Raw genomic sequence first — 16,034 nt, forward strand, 5'->3', positions numbered from 1 at the left:
GCCGCCGTGCAAGGAATCTGGACTACAGAACGGATTCGCGCGGCGGAGGACCTGCTGCTCGCGCGCACTCCGGACGGCGAGCTGATGCGCCGGGCCGCCTTCGGCCTCGCCGCTGAGGTGGCCGGGTTGCTGGCCGAGGACACCGGCGGCGTTTCCGGCCGGCGGGTGGTGCTGCTCGTCGGCTCGGGCAACAACGGTGGCGATGCGTTGTGGGCTGGCGCTTTCCTGCGTCGGCGCGGGGTCGCGGTGGCCGCGGTACTGCTGAAGCCGGAGAAGGCGCATCCGGCCGGATTGGCCGCGCTGCGGCGATCCGGCGGTCGAGTGGTGTCCATTGCGGACAGTCCACAATGGATCGAACAGGCGGACGTCGTCGTTGACGGCATCGTCGGTATTTCCGCTCGCGGCCCATTGCGGCCGGAAGCGGCCGAGTTGGTCGCGCGGATCGAAGCGCCCGTGGTGGCGGTGGATTTGCCGAGCGGCGTCGACCCGGACACCGGCGCGGTCGACGGTCCGCACGTCACCGCCGCGCGCACGGTCACGTTCGGCGCGCTGAAACCCGTACATGTGCTGGCTCCGCAGGAATGCGGCGAAATCGTGCTGGTGGACATCGGTCTGCGGCCCTGGCTGGACGAGCCGGATCTGCGACGCCTGGAGCTGGCGGATGTCGCCGAGGTGTGGCCGATTCCCGGTCCGGAAGACGACAAATACACCCAGGGCGTGGTCGGCATCGCGGCCGGATCGGCGACATATCCCGGGGCCGCGGTGCTCGCGTCCGGCTCGGCGGTCCGCGCGACGGCGGGCATGGTCCGCTACGCCGGACACGCGGCGGACGTCGTGCGCTCGCGCTGGCCGGAGATCGTCGCGACCGGCTCGGTCACCGACGCGGGCAGGGTGCAGGCGTGGGTGGTCGGCCCGGGCATCGGCACCGGCGGGGAAGGCCGGGAAATCCTGCGTCACATCCTCGGTCAGGGCGTTCCGGTGTGCGCGGACGCCGACGCCACGACGATCATCGCGCACAATCCTGGGGTCCTCGACGCCCGCGACCCGGACACTCCGCTCGTGCTTACTCCGCACGCTGGCGAGTACGAACGCCTGATGGGCCGCCGCCCGGGCGCGGACCGGGTCGCGGCGGCGCGGGAGGCGGCGAAGAAGTACGACGCTGTCGTCCTGCTGAAAGGTCATTGCACGGTGGTTGCCGCTCCGGACGGCCGCGTCGCGGTGAACACCCCGCGCGGTTCGTGGCTGGCCACCGCTGGTTCCGGCGATGTGCTGACCGGTCTGGTCGGTTCATTGCTGGCCGCCGGGCTCGACCCGTGGCTGGCTGCCGCAGCTGCCGCGCAGGTGCATTCGCTTGCGGGCGCGCTCGCCGCTGAAGACGTGCCGACGTCCGCGTCCGGTCTGGTCGACGCCATCCCCGCCGCGCTCCGGCTGATCCGCGCGACCGCATAGTTATCGAGTTACGTGTTAACTCGGCTCGCGATATCTGGTAAGAACGAGATGTGAGTCGAGACACGCCAGGACGGCCGAAGACGCGCCCGTCCGACGCCGCGGTGGAGCAGCGGCGGCAGGAGATCCTCGACTACGTCATCGACCAGAGCGAAGTCCGGATCGACGACCTCACCGCCCGGTTCGGCGTCAGCCTCATGACGATGCACCGCGACCTGGACGACCTCGCCGACAAGCGGCTGCTGCGGAAGCTGCGCGGCAAGGTCGAGGCGTATCCCGCGCTCACTATGGAAACCGCGAGCCGGTTCACGCTGCACTCGGCCGAGAAGGAAGCACTCGCCGACCTCGCGATCCAGCACGTCGAGCCTGGCCAGGCGGTGTTCGTGGACGACTCCACCACGCTGTTCCCGCTGGTCGAACGGCTCGCCCAGATCGAGCGCCTCACCGTGATCACCAACTCGCTGCAGGCCGCGCGGCTGCTGGGCAGCGGCGTCGAGGTGGTCCTCGCGGGCGGGCGTTACGACCCCGAGTACGACTCCTGCTCCGGCCCGGACGTGCTCGCGCTGCTTGAGCGAATTCGCGTGGACATCGCGTTCGTCTCGGTGAGCGCGGTCGCGGTGGGCAGGCTGTTCCACCCGGTTCGCGACTACGCCGAGTTGAAGAAGGCCGTGCTGCGCGCCGCGAACCGCAACGTGCTGGTGCTCGACCACTCGAAGTTCGGCCGCACCGCGACGTACGCGCACGGCACCGTCGGCGATTACGACCTCCTGATCACCAGCGAAGCCACTCCGACCGAGGAGATCGAGGCGGCGCTGAACGAGGGAACGGCGGTCGAGGCCGCGGAGTACGTCGAGGAGGGGCAGCCCTATGACAGCTGAGCTGGTGGCCGGGGTCGATTCGTCGACCCAGTCGACCAAGGTCGTGGTCTGCGACGCACGCACGGGCGAGGTCGTGCGGACCGGTCGCGCGCCGCATCCGGACGGCACCGAGGTCGACCCCGCAGCGTGGGCGCAAGCGTTTGCGGACGCCACTCGCGACGTTCTCGACGGGGTCAAGGCCATCGGCGTCGGCGGTCAGCAGCACGGCATGGTCACGCTCGACGAGGCTGGCGAGGTCGTCCGTCCGGCATTGCTGTGGAACGACACCCGCTCGGCGCAGGCGGCCAAGGACCTCACCGATGAACTCGGCGGTCCCGGGGTCTGGGCGAAGTCGGTCGGCCTGGTGCCGGTCGCCAGCTTCACCGTCACCAAGCTGCGCTGGCTCGCTGAACACGAACCCGAGAACGCCGATCGCGTAGCCCGCGTCCTGCTGCCGCACGACTGGCTCACCTGGCGGCTGCTCGGCCGCCCGGAAACCGCGGTGACCGACCGCGGCGACGCCTCGGGCACCGGCTATTTCTCGCCGACGGACAACACTTATCGCCCGGACGTCCTGGCGCACGCGTTCGGCGGCCGCACCCCGGATCTGCCGACGGTCCTCGGTCCGTCCGACATCGCCGGGCACACCAGCGACGGCCTGCTCGTGTCCGCGGGCACCGGCGACAACATGGCCGCCGCGCTCGCGCTCGAACTGGCCCCGGGCGACGCGGTGATCTCGATCGGCACCAGCGGCACGGTTTTCGGCGTCACCGAGACCGGCGCGGCCGACGCGAGCGGCCTGGTCGCCGGGTTCGCCGACGCCACCGGCCGGTTCCTCCCGCTGACCGCCGCCCTCAACGCCGCCCGCGTACTCACCGCGGGCGCGGCGATGCTCGGGGTCGACCTGGCCGAGTTCGATCGGCTCGCGCTGGCCGCCGAAGCGGGCGCGTGCGGGCTCACGCTGCTGCCGTACCTCGACGGCGAGCGCACCCCGAACCTGCCCGGCGCGACCGGCTCTCTGCACGGTCTGACCAGGGCGAACATGACGCCGGAGAACGTCGCGCGGGCGACCGTCGAAGGCATGGTCTGCGGCTTGGCCGCCGGGCTCGACGCAGTGCGCGCGCAGGGCATGGAGGTGAAGCGCGTGCTGCTCATCGGCGGCGGCGCGCAGTCCGCCGCCGTGCGGGCGATCGCGCCGATCGTGCTCGGCCTGCCGGTGGTGGTTCCCGACGTGGGCGAGTACGTCGCGCTTGGGGCCGCTCGACAGGCCGCCTGGGCGCTAGCTGGCGCCGCCGAGCCGCCCGAGTGGGCCGGAACCAAGAACCAGCTCGTAGTGGACGAGCCGACCGGGGCGCTGCGCGCCGCGGGCATCGAGATCCAGCAACGCCACCTCGAGGCGCGCGAGGCCGCGCACGGGGTTTCCGCGAAATTGGGAGAGGACTGACCGATGGCCAGCATCACCTACGACAAGGCGACCCGGCGCTACTCCGGGACCGAGCGTCCCGCCGTCGACGCGCTGGACCTGGAGATCGCCGACGGCGAGTTCCTGGTGCTGGTCGGACCGTCGGGTTCGGGCAAGTCCACCGCGCTGCGGATGCTCGCGGGCCTGGAGGACATCGACGACGGCGCGGTCTGGATCGGCGACCGCGACGTCACGCAGCTGCCGCCGCGTTCGCGCGACATCGCGATGGTGTTCCAGAACTACGCGCTCTACCCGCACATGACGGTCGCGCAGAACATGGGCTTCGCGCTGAAGATCGCCGGCCGGCCCGCGTCGGAGATCAAGCAGAAGGTGCTCGACGCGGCGAAGCTGCTGGACATCGAGCAGTATCTGGACCGCAAGCCGAAGGCGCTGTCCGGCGGTCAGCGTCAGCGCGTCGCGATGGGCCGCGCGATCGTGCGTGAGCCGCAGGTGTTCCTCATGGACGAGCCGCTGTCGAACCTCGACGCGAAGCTGCGTGTCTCCACCCGTACGCAGATCGCCGCGCTGCAGCGCCGGCTCGGCGTCACCACCGTGTACGTGACCCACGACCAGGTCGAGGCCATGACGATGGGCGACCGCGTCGCGGTGCTGTCAGACGGTCTGCTTCAGCAGTGCGACACCCCGCGCGCGCTGTACGACCGGCCCGCAAACGTTTTCGTCGCGGGCTTCATCGGCTCTCCGGCGATGAACCTGGTCGCCGCGAAGCTCACCGCGGACGGCGCCGAGGTCGGCGGCGTGCAGGTGCCGCTCAAGCCCGAGGTCCGGTCCGCGGCCGACGGCGACACGGTCACCATCGGTTTCCGCCCGGAGTCGCTGGAGGTCACCACCGACACCGACGGCGCACTGCCGATCAAGGTCGAGCTGGTCGAGGAGCTGGGCTCGGACGCTTACGTCTACGGCAAGCTCGGTGCCGGCGTCGAGGAGAGCACCGAAGGAGCGTCACGCAACGTGGTCGCCCGCGTCGACCCGCGTACCCCTCCCGGCATGGGCGACACCCTGCACCTGCGGATCCGTCCGGACGAACTGCACGTGTTCTCCGGTACTTCCGGGCAGCGTCTCTCCTGAGCCGATAGCGTGGGAAACTGGCAGTCGTTATGACTGCCAGTTCTCCGCACGCCGAGACCGTGGTCGATCTCGGCGCAGTGCGCCACAACGTTTCCTTGCTGGCCGCCCGGGCACCCGGCGCGGCCGTGATGTGCGTGGTCAAAGGCGACGCGTACGGCCACGGCGCGGTGCCAGTCGGCCGCGCCGCGGTCGAGGCCGGGGCGAGTTGGCTCGGCACCTGCTCGCTGCAGGAAGCCCTCGACCTGCGGGCCGCGGGCCTGTCCGGGCGGCTGTTCAGCTGGCTGGACGTGCCGGAGCTGGATTTCGCGCCCGGCATCGAGGCGGACATCGACCTCGGCGTCAGCTCGCTCGGTGAGCTGGCCCGGGTCGGCGCCGCGGCGGAGCGCACCGGAAAACGCGCCCGCGTTCACCTCAAAATCGACACCGGGCTGGCGCGCAACGGCTGCCCGCCCGCTGCCTGGCCCGAGCTGGTCGAGGCGGCGGCCAAGGCGCGCGGCGTCGAGGTCGTGGCGGTCTGGTCGCACCTGGCCTGCGCCGACGAGCTGGGCCACGCGTCGATCGACGCGCAGGCGAAGCTGTTCGCCGAAGCTTACGACGCGGCTCGCGCGGCCGGTCTCGACCCCATCCGGCACCTGGCGAACTCCGCGGCCACGCTGACCCGGCCCGATCTGCACTTCGACCTGGTCCGGCCGGGCATCGCGATGTACGGCCTCAACCCGGTGCCCACCGACGACGATCTGCGCCCGGCGATGACGTTCCGCTCCAGTGTCGTCCTCACGAAGCCGTTGGCGGCCGGTGAGTCCGTCTCCTACGGGCACACCTGGACCGCGCAGGAAGACACGACTCTCGCACTGGTGCCAGCCGGATACGCCGACGGAGTGCCGCGCACGCTGTCCGGGCGGATGGACGTCTGGCTGGGCGGGCGGCGGCGTCCGGTCGTCGGGCGGATCTGCATGGACCAGCTCGTGGTCGACGTCGGCAACGAGGACGTGCCCCGCGTCGGCGACGAGGTCGTGCTGTTCGGGGCCGGCCGCTCCGGCGAGCCGACCGCGCGCGAATGGGCGGACAAAATCGGCACCATCGACTACGAGATCGTCACCTCGATGTACCGGCCGCGAGTGCACCGCCGGTACGTGGGGGAGAAGGCGTGACTCCTTCGACGCGGCTGTGGGCGATCGTCGGCGGAGTCGGAGCAGTGGTGACGGGTGCGGCAGCGGCAGTTGTCGCGACGCAGCAACGCAAACCGGCCGAAGACCCGTTCGCCGACGAGCCGCTCGGCGAACTGAAGCCGGACCGGACGTCCACTGTCGCCGCCGAAGACGGCACGCCGCTGTCGGTCGAGGAAATCGACCCTGAGGACGGCGAAACACCCGAGTTGACTCTCGTCGGCGTACACGGCTTCGCGCTTTCGCGGCTCTCGTGGCACTTCCAACGCCGCGACGTTGCTTCGCTGCGACTGCCGCGCGTACGGCAGGTCTACTACGACCATCGCGGCCACGGCCTGTCCGGAGAAGCGTCCACCGAGACGTCGACGATCGAACAACTCGCGCACGACCTCGACAGCGTGCTGCGCGCGATGGTGCCCGAAGGACCGATTGTCCTCATGGGACATTCCATGGGCGGCATGGTGATCATGGAGCTGGCCGCGCAACGGCCAGACCTCTTCGAGGACCGCGTATGCGGCGTCGCCTTCATCGCGACCGCGGCGGGCGAAGTCGGCGCGCGCGGGTTGCCGAGGCCGTTGCTGTCCAAATACAACCCGCTCACGCGCGGCGTCGGAGAGCTGGCTGGGTGGCAACCCGGGTTGGTGGAGTTCGTGCGCGCAGCCGGCGGCCAGCTGACCCGGCAGGCAGTGCGACGGCTCGCGTTCGGCAGCCGCGACGTCTCGCCGCGGCTGGTCGACTTCATGCTGGAAATGCTGGCCGTCACTCCGGTGCGCGGGCTGATCAACTTCGTGGACACCCTCGGCAGCCACAATCGCTACGCTGTGCTGGCCGGGCTCAAACACGCGCAGGTGCTGGTGATCGGCGGGGATTCCGACCGCTTCACGCCGTACTCGCACGCCGAGCGGATCGCCGCCGAACTGCCGGACGCCGAACTGGTGCGCGTGCGCGGAGCCGGGCACATGGTGCAGCTCGAACAGCCCGAGCTGGTGAACAGCCATCTCATCGACCTGCTGCAGCGCTGTGGTGGCAGCGCCGCGCCGAACCGGCGAAACTGGTGGTGGACAAGGTGATTCTGGAAACCCCCGAGGACACGATGGCCTTCGGGCGGACGCTGGGCGCCGCCCTGCGCGCGGGCGACCTGGTGCTGCTGGCCGGCCCGCTCGGGGCCGGGAAGACGACGCTGACCCGCGGCATCGCGGACGGCCTCGGCGTGGGCGGACGAGTCAGTTCGCCGACGTTCGTGCTGGCGCGAGTGCACGCCGCGGGGACGGCCGGGGTGCCGCTGATCCACGTGGACGCCTACCGGCTCGGCGGCGATCTGACCCAGCTGGACGACCTCGATCTGGACACCGACCTGGAATCGTCGGCGGTCGTCGTCGAATGGGGCGAGGGCAGCGCGGAGCGGCTGTCGGAGGACCATCTGGTTGTCCGGCTGACTCGCCACGACGACGACACCCGGACGGTCGTGCTGGAACCGCATGGTTCCTGGGCTGACCGGGTCGACGAGTTGCAAGCGGCCTGAACGCCGTGAAGGGCTCCTTGCAGGAATCAGATTCCCGCAAGGAGCCCTTCACGGACAGAGGCCCGGTTACGAGCTGGCCTGAGCCGCCGCCTCCTCCGAAGTGGACAACGACGGAGCCGACCCCGGCAACGGCTTCTTCGCCGTCTCCCTCAGCTTCAGCAGCGTGAGCACGCCGACCACCCCGGCGATCATCAGGTAGTACCCAGGCCACTTGAGATCCCCGGTGGCCAGCACCAGCGCGCTCATCACCAGCGACACCGTCCCGGCGAACGCGGACACGAAGATGTTGAACGAGATCGACAGCCCGCCGTACCGGACCTCCGTCGGGAACAGCGCGGGCAGTGTCGACGGGCAGGTCGAGGAGAAGCAGATCAGCAGCAGTCCCATCAGGACCAAGCCGAGCAGCACCGCGATCAGCGACCCGCTCTTGAGCAGCAGCACCATCGGAATGCCGAGCACGATCAGGCCGCCGGCGCCGACCCACAGGATCGGCTTGCGGCCGACCTTGTCGCTGAGCTTGCCGAGCAGCGGGATCAGCAGCACGCCCAGCCACAGCACGCCGATCTGCAGCCACTCCGCCGCGGTGGCCGAGATCGCCTGTCCGCCGTTCGCGGACATCGTGCGGTCGTCCTTGAGATAAGTCGGCATGTAGCTGGTGAGCATGTAGTTGGTGACGTTCCAGGTCACCACGAGCCCGCCGGCCAGCAGCATCGTCGGCCAGTACTTCGAGAAGATCGTGCGCACCACGTGCTGGGACTCGGCGTCCTCGCGCTTGCCGGACTCGTCGAGCAGCTGCTGGAACGCCGGCGTCTCCTCGAGCTTCGTCCGCAGGTAGACGCCGACGATGCCGAGCGGCAGCGCCACCATGAACGGGATCCGCCAGCCCCAGGTGTCCATGAAGGCCGGGGTCGAAACCAGCGGCAGCACCGACGACACGGTCGCGCCCAGCGCGTACCCGATGAAGGTGCCGAACTCCAGGAAGCTGCCGAAGTAGCCGCGGCGGCGGTCCGGGCTGTACTCGGCGATGAACGTCATCGCGCCCGCGTATTCGCCGCCGGTGGAGAAGCCCTGCAGGACCCGTGCGCAGACCAGCAGGATCGGCGCGGCCAGTCCGATCGAGGAGTACGACGGGATCAGTCCGATGAGGAAGGTGCCGGTCGCCATCAGGATCACCGTCACCGCGAGCACCTTGGTCCGGCCGATCTTGTCGCCGAGCGGACCGAAGAACAGGCCGCCGAGCGGGCGCACCAGGAACGCCACCGCGAAGGTCGCGAACGTCGCGAGCTGGGCCAGCGCGGGATTGCCGGGCGGGAAGAACTGTGCCTCGATGGTGGTGGAGAGGTAGCCGTAGACCCCGAAATCGAACCACTCGGTGATGTTGCCGACCGCGGCCGCGCCGACCGCCCGGCGCATTGTCGCGTCGTCCGTGACGGTGGCGCCGCCCGACGGCCCCCTCCCGTCTGCTGCCTCTGTCACATCGCTCCCTTCGCGTTTGCAGGACTCACTGCGCAGAGCCCCCGACATCACCTACCGCGAGCGAGTCAAAGCCTAACGTGACACGTCTCACTCCCGCTCGGGGGTAGCGGAGGTAACGCGGACCGGGGAGCATGCGTTGTAGCAGGTAGATACCTGTAAAACCCCATCAACTCGCACGCGTCGGCCAGCGGATCACCCGGATTCGCCGACGGCATCGACGCATGCAACCCGTGAGGAGGAGCCGCAATGACGGCAGTATTCGTGGCCATCGCAAGCTGTGCAACCGCGGGAGTCGCTGTAGCGGCCACCCTCGCGTCCTACGCGCAGCGCAAGTGGCGGGTCCGCGCCGAGGCGTGACCGCTTAAGGCTTGACGATCCCGGCTGCCAGGCCGAGGCCGACCAGATCCTGCGGACGCAACCGCAGCTGGTCGGCCACGGCCGGCACGTCGGTCATCGGTCGTTTCAGGATCGCCGCCGCCGCTTCCGGGGAAGTGACCGAGAAGTAGGCGTCCGGGGCGATCCACGTCGCGCCCGGAGCGGCGAAAGCCAGCGCGCCACCGGAACCGCCTTCGCCGATCACCAGCGTTGTGACCGGCACCGCGGCGGTGGCGATCGCCTCGAAGAGTTCCGCGATCGCTGGTCCGATGCCGCCTTCTTCCGCGTCCGCGTCGTTTGCCGCGCCGGGCGTGTCCACCAGGGTCAGCACTGGAATCCCTAGCCGGGACGCCAGCCGGACCAGTCGCGCTGCGGTGCGGAAGCCCGCCGGACGCGTCGCCGTGCCGCACTGTGCTGCGTACGCGATCGCGCGACCTTCTTTCCAACCGAAGCCACATTGGACGCCTTCGTCCACGTGACCGGCGCGGTCGCCTTGTACGTTCTCTCGCCAGTCGAAATACGCGTCGAGGTATTCGGGTGCGCGCGCTCGCGAAGAAGCGCGTGCCGCGCGTACAGCGTCCCAGCCGGTCTCGGGCAGCGTGACGTCACGAAGGGCCGCAGGCGGGGGAGCGGGTTCTGTCGACGGCGAAGCCAACAGCTGTAGCCATCGCGCGAGTACGTCGCCCAGTTCGGCTGTCTCAACGAGACGGTCGACCTGACCCCACTCCAGTTTCGCTTCGACGCTGTACGCCTCCGCCGGTGATGTCGCAGGCCGTACGCGGGAACCTGCGAAGCCCACCTGAGCGTCGGGCAGTCCGAGCACGACATCCGAACCGGCACCGAGCGTCGCCCAGCCGCCGCCGGTGGACGGGTCGCGCAGAACGGAAATTTGCGGGACGCCTGCCGCGCGTGCTTCTGCGGAGGCGCGCGCGATGCGTTGGAGCTGGGAAAGCGCGCGCATGCCGTGTTGCATCCGGCTGCCGCCAGTCGCGACCAGCGACACCACCGGCAGTCCGCGCTCCTTCGCGTGGGCGAAAGCGGCTTCGACGCGGTCGCCGGTCTGCTGTCCGATCGAACCGCCGAGGAAGCCGAACTCCCAGGCGATCAGCACCGTCGGCACGTCGCCGATCCGCGCCTCCCCGACGACCACCGATTCGGTCTCGCCGGTGCGCGCGGCGGCTGCCGCCCGGGCCTCCGGATATCCCGGCCAGCCGAGCGGATCGTCCGCCGGAGTGTCCGCGACGGGCAGGTCGGTGAACCCGGCGGACAGGCCGGCCAGCAGCTCGCGCGCGGTGGTCCTCATCCGAGCGCTCGCTTCATGACTTTGCCCATGTCGTTGCGCGGCAACGCTTCCAGGTACCGCACGACGCGCGGCCGCTTATGCGGCGCGAGCAGTTTCGACACGTGGCCGGCGAGTTCCTCGACTGTCGGGCGTTCTCCGTCCGGCACGACCCACGCGACGATCCGTTCGCCGAGGTCGTCGTCCGGTTCGCCGGTGACCGCGACCTCGGCGACGTTCGGGTGTTCCAGCAGCGCGTTCTCGATCTCGCCCGCGCCGATCTTGTAGCCGCCGCTCTTGATCAGGTCGGTGGCCTTGCGGCCGACGATCCGGACGTAGCCGCACGCGTCGCGGGTGGCCATGTCGCCGGTGCGGAACCAGCCGCCGTCGAACGCGGCGGCCGTCGCGTCCGGCCGGTTGAGGTATTCGGTGAACAGATTCGGCCCGCGGACCTGGATCTCGCCGACCGCCTCCGGCTCCTCCACCGCGGCCCCGGATTCGTCGACCAGCCGCAGCTCGACCCCGGCGAGCGGGACGCCGACCGAGCCCGGCTTGCGTTCGCCGTCCGCGCGGACGCTGGTGTTCATCAGGGTCTCGGTCATGCCGTAGCGCTCCACGACCTGCTGTCCGGTCGCGGCGGTGATCCGCTGGTGGTCGTGCACCGGCAGCGCCGCCGAGCCGGACACCAGCAGCCGCGCGGTCTTGAGCGCGTTGGCGAGGGCTTCGTCGGTCGCGACCGCTTCGGCGATCCGGTGATACATCGTCGGGACGCCGAACAGCATCGTCGCGCCGCTCGCGAGTTCTTCGGTGACGCCTTCGAGGGAGAAGCGCCCAAGGTGCCGGACCGAGCCGCCGCGACGCAGCGGACCGAGGATGCCGAGGATCAGGCCGTGGACGTGGAACAGCGGCAGCCCGTGGACGAGCACGTCGTCGGCGGTCCACTGCCACGCGTCCTCAAGCGCGTCGAGGGTGGTCGCGATGGCCCGCCGAGGCAGCACGACGCCCTTAGGCGGGCCGGTCGTGCCCGAGGTGTAGACGATGAACGCGGGAGCTTCGGAGTCCGGCTCGCTGGCCGGCGGTTTCCCGTCGCCCTCCAGCGGAATGTCGCGACGCGGCAGATCGAGCGCGGCAGGCAGTTCAACGCCAGGCTCGGCAAGCACCAGCGCGGGCTCGCTGTCAGCGAGGATGTGGCCGAGTTCGCGTTCGCCGATCTTGGGGTTGAGCGGCACCACCGGAACCCCGGCGAGCAGCGCGGCGACCACCGCGACGCTGGTATGCAGCGTCGGCGTCGCCCACACCGCGACCCGGCGGTCTCGCGGCAGTTCGGCGGCCAGCGTCCCGGCGACCGCGCCGAGTTCGGCGTAGGTGAGTTTTCGGTCGCCGAAGCGCAGCGCTTCCTTGCCGGATCCGGCGACGACTGCGGGGAACAGCGGATCGGGCACTTTCGCGGACCTCCTGCGTCACCGGCACCTGGAATCGCACCGTACCGCCTTGTGGCAGCCACCACCTGCGACGCGATTCACAGCTTCCGAATGTCAGGGGTACCCAGGGTCAGGCGAGATTATCGAGCAGCGCGCGCACTCGTTCGACCATCGTTTCGTGGCGGGCCGGCGCGACGTTCACGTACCGCTCGCCGCCGTCGGTTTCGGAGAACGAGAACAGGTAGCGGCCGTGCTCGGTGTCGTAATACGTGCAGATGTCGCGCCCGCTGATCCGCCGCCCGCCGAGCCCGTCGCGGACCCCCGCGGTGATCTGCCCGCCGCCGACGCGAGGCAGCGCGGCGACGTCGAGCAGATGCCGGACGTCCTGCCTCGCCGGACCGCCGTCGATAGCCAGGTTCAATGCCGATTCAGGCACCGACACCGCCTGCCCCTCGGCTGGCCGGACGCGCGGCAACTCCCGGATCAAGTCCTCAGCCAGCGCGTCGGGCCGGGCTGGACGCAACACCACCGTGCTGGTCGACGGCATGTGGCAGGCGAGTACCGCGTCCTTCCCCAACGCCGCGACGACCAGCCGATACCGCCGATCCCGCCCGCTTTCGACGGTCGCCGACAGCTCACTGGCCCCACGGCACAACACGGTCATGGTGCGGGCGAACGTCTCGTCCAGACCGCCGCGACCCCACACCCCTTGGTCGGCCATCGCGCTTACCGCTGCTTCGCGGTAAGCGCGGCTCTCCTCGGGGTCGCGCCAAAGCGGCTCGGGCGCGAGCGCTGTCGGGAGCGAAACCCCCGCGAGTTCCGCCGCGAGGGGCAGGCAGTCGGCAGGGAGCACTACCTCGCGGGTGAGCACGAGCACCGTCAGAGCCCGATCACCGGCGGAACCGCCTTGGGAAGATCACCGATGAGCGCGGCGTCCGGGTCCTGCTCGACCAGGTAGTCGGCGGTCTCGTGGACGAGGTCTTCTTCCCCCTCGCCCTTCTGGCCGCGGCCCATCGCTCCCGCGCCCATGCCCGGTGCTCCCGCGCGCCCGTTGGCCCCGGCGGCCGCACCGCCCCGTCCGGCGGCCTCGGCGTTGCCGAACGGACCGGTACCGGTGCCTCGGCCTGCGTTGTTGCCCGCGTTGCCGCCTGCGTTCCCTCCCCGGCCGCTCACGTCGCCGCCGCCGGTTCCGGGGAGCCCTGGCGCGTACAGGTTGCTGCTGCCGCCGTTGGGGTTGCTGGGGTTGCCGGTGTTGAGCGACCAGGAGTTGGGATTGCCGGTGGTGTTGGGGTTGCTGGTGCTCGTCAGGTCCGGCGGAACGTAGCTGGACGTCCGGGTGTCGTCCGGCAGGTTGTTGTGCGGCGGCACGTACTTGCCCGGCGTCTCCGGCGGGTTGTTGTGCGGCGGGGTGTAGGGGCCCGGGTCCCAGCGATGGGTCTCGGAGGGAGGCGTCACGCCCGGCGGCCCGGTGCGGTCGTTGGTGTGGTCGCGGTGGCTGGTGTTGCCGCCGGTGCTGCTGGTGTTGTCGCCGACGTAGCCGCCCTCGGAGTACGTGCCCGCGGTGCCGCCAGGGCCGCCCGGGGTGTAGTGGGTGGGCAGATGCGCGGTGCCGGTGCCGCCGGGCTGGGTGATGGTGAAGTCACCGCCCGCGGAGGGCATGGCGAGCTGGCCGTATTGCGACGGGTCCGCCCAGCGACTCGAATTGTCCGTCGACTGCTGGTGGTAAGCGTCGTAGCTTTCGGTGACCGCCTGCGCTTTCCGGTTCCAATCGTCAATTTCGTCTTGACGATTGGAGAGGAACGAGAGCGGGGTGCCGGAAACCCAGTCGTCGGCTGGTTTGTCGCCGAGGTCGCCGACGTCTTGGATCTTGTCGTGCAATTGCTGGAAGGAGCCGCCCTGACCGTGGTAGAGGTCCTGCGCCTGCTGCAGGTGCTGCCCGCTGACCTGGGACGCCTGCACGAGCGGGCCCGCGCCTGCGTAGGCCTGACCGGCGGAATCTCCCTGCCAGTACTGGTTCATCTTGCCTTGCAGCTGCTGCATCCGGCTGGCGATTTCCTGGTGTTGCCGGGAGAGATCCGAGGACAGGTCTGCCCCGGTGTACATTCCGCCGGATCCCTTGCCGCCTTTGACGAAGCCGACGATTTGCTGCGGAGTGTAACTAGTCATCGCGCACCTGTCTTGATCGTCTTGATCGCCGCGGTAGCCGCTGTGATTGCCAATGCGCACGGGTCGCTGTAGTGCGGGGAAGATTTGCGAAGGATGACCGAACTGGTGAAGGTCTCGTCGTTCTTCACTCCGACGATGGCCTGGCAGCCGCCTTGCTTGCGGTCGTCGGTGGGGCCGGAGAGTACGGTCGGGTAGCCGTCGGTGTCCGGGGCTTTCTCGAAGTATCCGGATGAGCTGTCTTTGTACTGGTAGGCGCTGGCGAGTCCCCCGCCGTTGGGGACGAAGCCGATCCCGACGCTGCTGTTGTCGGGGCCGTACCAGCTGCAGATCGGTGCTCCGGCTCCCGCGTCGGTAGTGGTGCGGACCGACTCGATGACCTGTGCTGCCTGCGCCTGGGTAAGGAGCGTGCAGGGATTCTGTTCGTACTTGGCCACGTCGAGCGGGTTTGCTACCTGGGGAACGTCGGACGCGACAGAAGACGTTGCCGGCGGTGGGCTCGGAGTCGACGGCGCGGGAGAACCCGGATTCGACGTGCAAGCGGACAGGGCGAGGAGCGCGATTGCTGTCGCGGCGGCGCGGATGCTGGTCGTCACCGGGGTCATCCTTGCTTCCTCATGCTGGAGGTACTGGCCTGATCCTGCTTTTCGTACTTGTCGATGGCTTCTTTGAGCTTGTCGGCGTAACCCTGCGCGTACGTCTGCTGTTGCTGGAGGCTCGTGAGATAGGCGTCGGCATGCATGTCCGCTGCTCGCTTTTGCAGAGTGCTGCCGTCGTCGCCGGCTGGCGGTGTTACCGCGCGCAACTGCCGACCCGACCTGATCATGCCACTCAGACCGTCGGCGATGCTCTGCCATTCCGGTTGCAAGGCCCTCATCGCCGCGATGTCCATGTTGAACCCGCCACCCGCCGCCGCGGCGTTGACCTTGGCGTCCTCCGCCGCGCGCTGCTGGTAGACGCGCACGCCGTTGGAGTTCATCGCTTCGCCGAACTGCTTGTCCTGGCGATCGCGTTTGGCCTGTTCCTCCGGGTCGACGTACCCCGCGCGACCGTCCACCGGCTGGCTGCTGCTGGACGACTGCCCATTGCCCACGATGTCGCTCCCCCTCGCTCCCGGCGGCACTGTCCGCGACTGCCGACGTTCTGACTGAGCTTAATCGGTCGAGGTTCCGCGTGCGGACAAAATCCCCCAAGCCGGGCAGGGGTCAGGAGTTCGCCCTGAGGGTGGCGACGACCGCCTGAGCTGCTTTGAGTGCGACCGGACACGGGTCGGCGTACGACGGGGACCGGGGGAGGAGGACGACTGAACTGGTGAACGTCTCGTCAGGCTGGACACCGACCGCGACTTGGCAGCCGCCTTCCGATCTGTTGTCGACGATGTTGGTGAAGGCCGCCGGGTATCCGTTGATCGCGGGGGCCGTTTCGAAGTAACCGGTGCCGTGCCGGTTTTGGTCGACGGCGGCTAGGCCGCCCTCTGCCGGGGCGAAGCCGATGGTCAGGGAGCTGTTCTTGCTGTCGTTCCAAATGCAGGCCGGGATGGTGGCGCCTGCGGTTCTGCGGTGGCGGACCGCGTTGAAGTCCTCCGCGGTCTCCGGGAGCAAAGCGCACGGGTCCTGTTCGTATTTCCGCACGTTGAGCGGCGGAGGAACCTCGGGCGCGGAAGACGCGGAAGGCTCGGAAGACTCTGTCACCGGCACCGGAGCAGCCGAGCAACCAGCCAAAACCAGCATCCCGCCGAGCAAGGCCCCGAAAGACGACTTAGTCACGGAACACATCTTCCC

15 protein-coding genes are annotated in these 16,034 nt (G+C 69.5%); 7 read left to right on the forward strand and 8 right to left on the reverse strand.

Going from position 1 to position 16,034, the window contains the following annotated elements:
• The first annotated feature begins 6 nt into the window (after window positions 1-6).
• The 7 genes from ACWGIC_RS06430 to tsaE are packed head-to-tail and all read left to right on the forward strand — an operon-like array spanning window position 7 to window position 7,539.
• On the forward strand, window positions 7-1,449 hold the full coding sequence (locus tag ACWGIC_RS06430) for an NAD(P)H-hydrate dehydratase (RefSeq protein ID WP_452074870.1): 1,443 nt from the start codon (window positions 7-9) through the stop codon (window positions 1,447-1,449).
• A gap of 50 nt (window positions 1,450-1,499) precedes the next feature.
• The gene (locus ACWGIC_RS06435; protein WP_452074871.1) at window positions 1,500-2,324 is read left to right on the forward strand and encodes a DeoR/GlpR family DNA-binding transcription regulator; all 825 of its coding nucleotides are present in this window, start codon (window positions 1,500-1,502) and stop codon (window positions 2,322-2,324) included.
• Window positions 2,314-3,747: a xylulokinase gene (gene xylB, locus ACWGIC_RS06440; protein ID WP_452074872.1), complete on the forward strand. Its 1,434-nt coding sequence runs from the start codon at window positions 2,314-2,316 to the stop codon at window positions 3,745-3,747. The genes ACWGIC_RS06435 and xylB overlap by 11 nt, the downstream gene beginning before the upstream one ends.
• Before the next feature lie 3 nt (window positions 3,748-3,750).
• Entirely contained in the window at window positions 3,751-4,851 is a 1,101-nt protein-coding gene (locus ACWGIC_RS06445) for an ABC transporter ATP-binding protein (RefSeq protein ID WP_452074873.1), read from the forward strand.
• 29 nt (window positions 4,852-4,880) lie between these two features.
• Entirely contained in the window at window positions 4,881-6,002 is a 1,122-nt protein-coding gene (gene alr / locus ACWGIC_RS06450) for an alanine racemase (RefSeq protein WP_452074874.1), read from the forward strand.
• Window positions 5,999-7,087, forward strand: coding sequence for an alpha/beta fold hydrolase (locus tag ACWGIC_RS06455; RefSeq protein ID WP_452074875.1), 1,089 nt, complete (start codon window positions 5,999-6,001; stop codon window positions 7,085-7,087). The genes alr and ACWGIC_RS06455 overlap by 4 nt, the downstream gene beginning before the upstream one ends.
• Window positions 7,084-7,539 carry a tRNA (adenosine(37)-N6)-threonylcarbamoyltransferase complex ATPase subunit type 1 TsaE gene (tsaE, locus tag ACWGIC_RS06460; protein ID WP_452074876.1) on the forward strand — a complete coding sequence of 152 codons (456 nt, stop codon included), beginning with the start codon at window positions 7,084-7,086 and terminating at the stop codon, window positions 7,537-7,539. Before ACWGIC_RS06455 ends, tsaE begins: the two co-directional genes overlap by 4 nt.
• Window positions 7,540-7,605: 66 nt before the next feature.
• Here tsaE and ACWGIC_RS06465 read toward each other — a convergent pair whose 3' ends face one another.
• The 8 genes from ACWGIC_RS06465 to ACWGIC_RS06500 form a co-directional block, all read right to left on the reverse strand.
• Window positions 7,606-9,015: an MFS transporter gene (locus tag ACWGIC_RS06465; protein ID WP_452074877.1), complete on the reverse strand. Its 1,410-nt coding sequence runs from the start codon at window positions 9,013-9,015 to the stop codon at window positions 7,606-7,608.
• Window positions 9,016-9,376: 361 nt separating this feature from the next.
• Window positions 9,377-10,693, reverse strand: coding sequence for a carboxyl transferase domain-containing protein (locus ACWGIC_RS06470; RefSeq protein WP_452074878.1), 1,317 nt, complete (start codon window positions 10,691-10,693; stop codon window positions 9,377-9,379).
• Window positions 10,690-12,111 carry an acyl-CoA synthetase gene (locus ACWGIC_RS06475; protein WP_452074879.1) on the reverse strand — a complete coding sequence of 474 codons (1,422 nt, stop codon included), beginning with the start codon at window positions 12,109-12,111 and terminating at the stop codon, window positions 10,690-10,692. Before ACWGIC_RS06475 ends, ACWGIC_RS06470 begins: the two co-directional genes overlap by 4 nt.
• Window positions 12,112-12,220: 109 nt before the next feature.
• Entirely contained in the window at window positions 12,221-12,967 is a 747-nt protein-coding gene (locus tag ACWGIC_RS06480; RefSeq protein WP_452074880.1) for an ESX secretion-associated protein EspG, read from the reverse strand.
• A 2-nt stretch (window positions 12,968-12,969) separates the two neighbouring features.
• A complete protein-coding gene (locus ACWGIC_RS06485; RefSeq protein WP_452074881.1) occupies window positions 12,970-14,256 on the reverse strand; it encodes a hypothetical protein in 1,287 nt (428 codons plus the stop codon).
• Window positions 14,253-14,858, reverse strand: a complete 606-nt coding sequence (locus ACWGIC_RS06490; protein WP_452074882.1) for a DUF3558 family protein — start codon at window positions 14,856-14,858, stop codon at window positions 14,253-14,255. Before ACWGIC_RS06490 ends, ACWGIC_RS06485 begins: the two co-directional genes overlap by 4 nt.
• A complete protein-coding gene (locus ACWGIC_RS06495) occupies window positions 14,855-15,346 on the reverse strand; it encodes a hypothetical protein (RefSeq protein ID WP_452074883.1) in 492 nt (163 codons plus the stop codon). Before ACWGIC_RS06495 ends, ACWGIC_RS06490 begins: the two co-directional genes overlap by 4 nt.
• 112 nt (window positions 15,347-15,458) lie before the next feature.
• Window positions 15,459-16,019, reverse strand: a complete 561-nt coding sequence (locus ACWGIC_RS06500) for a DUF3558 domain-containing protein (RefSeq protein WP_452074884.1) — start codon at window positions 16,017-16,019, stop codon at window positions 15,459-15,461.
• Window positions 16,020-16,034: the final 15 nt, after the last annotated feature.

Source organism: Amycolatopsis sp. NPDC054798, assembly GCF_053611505.1.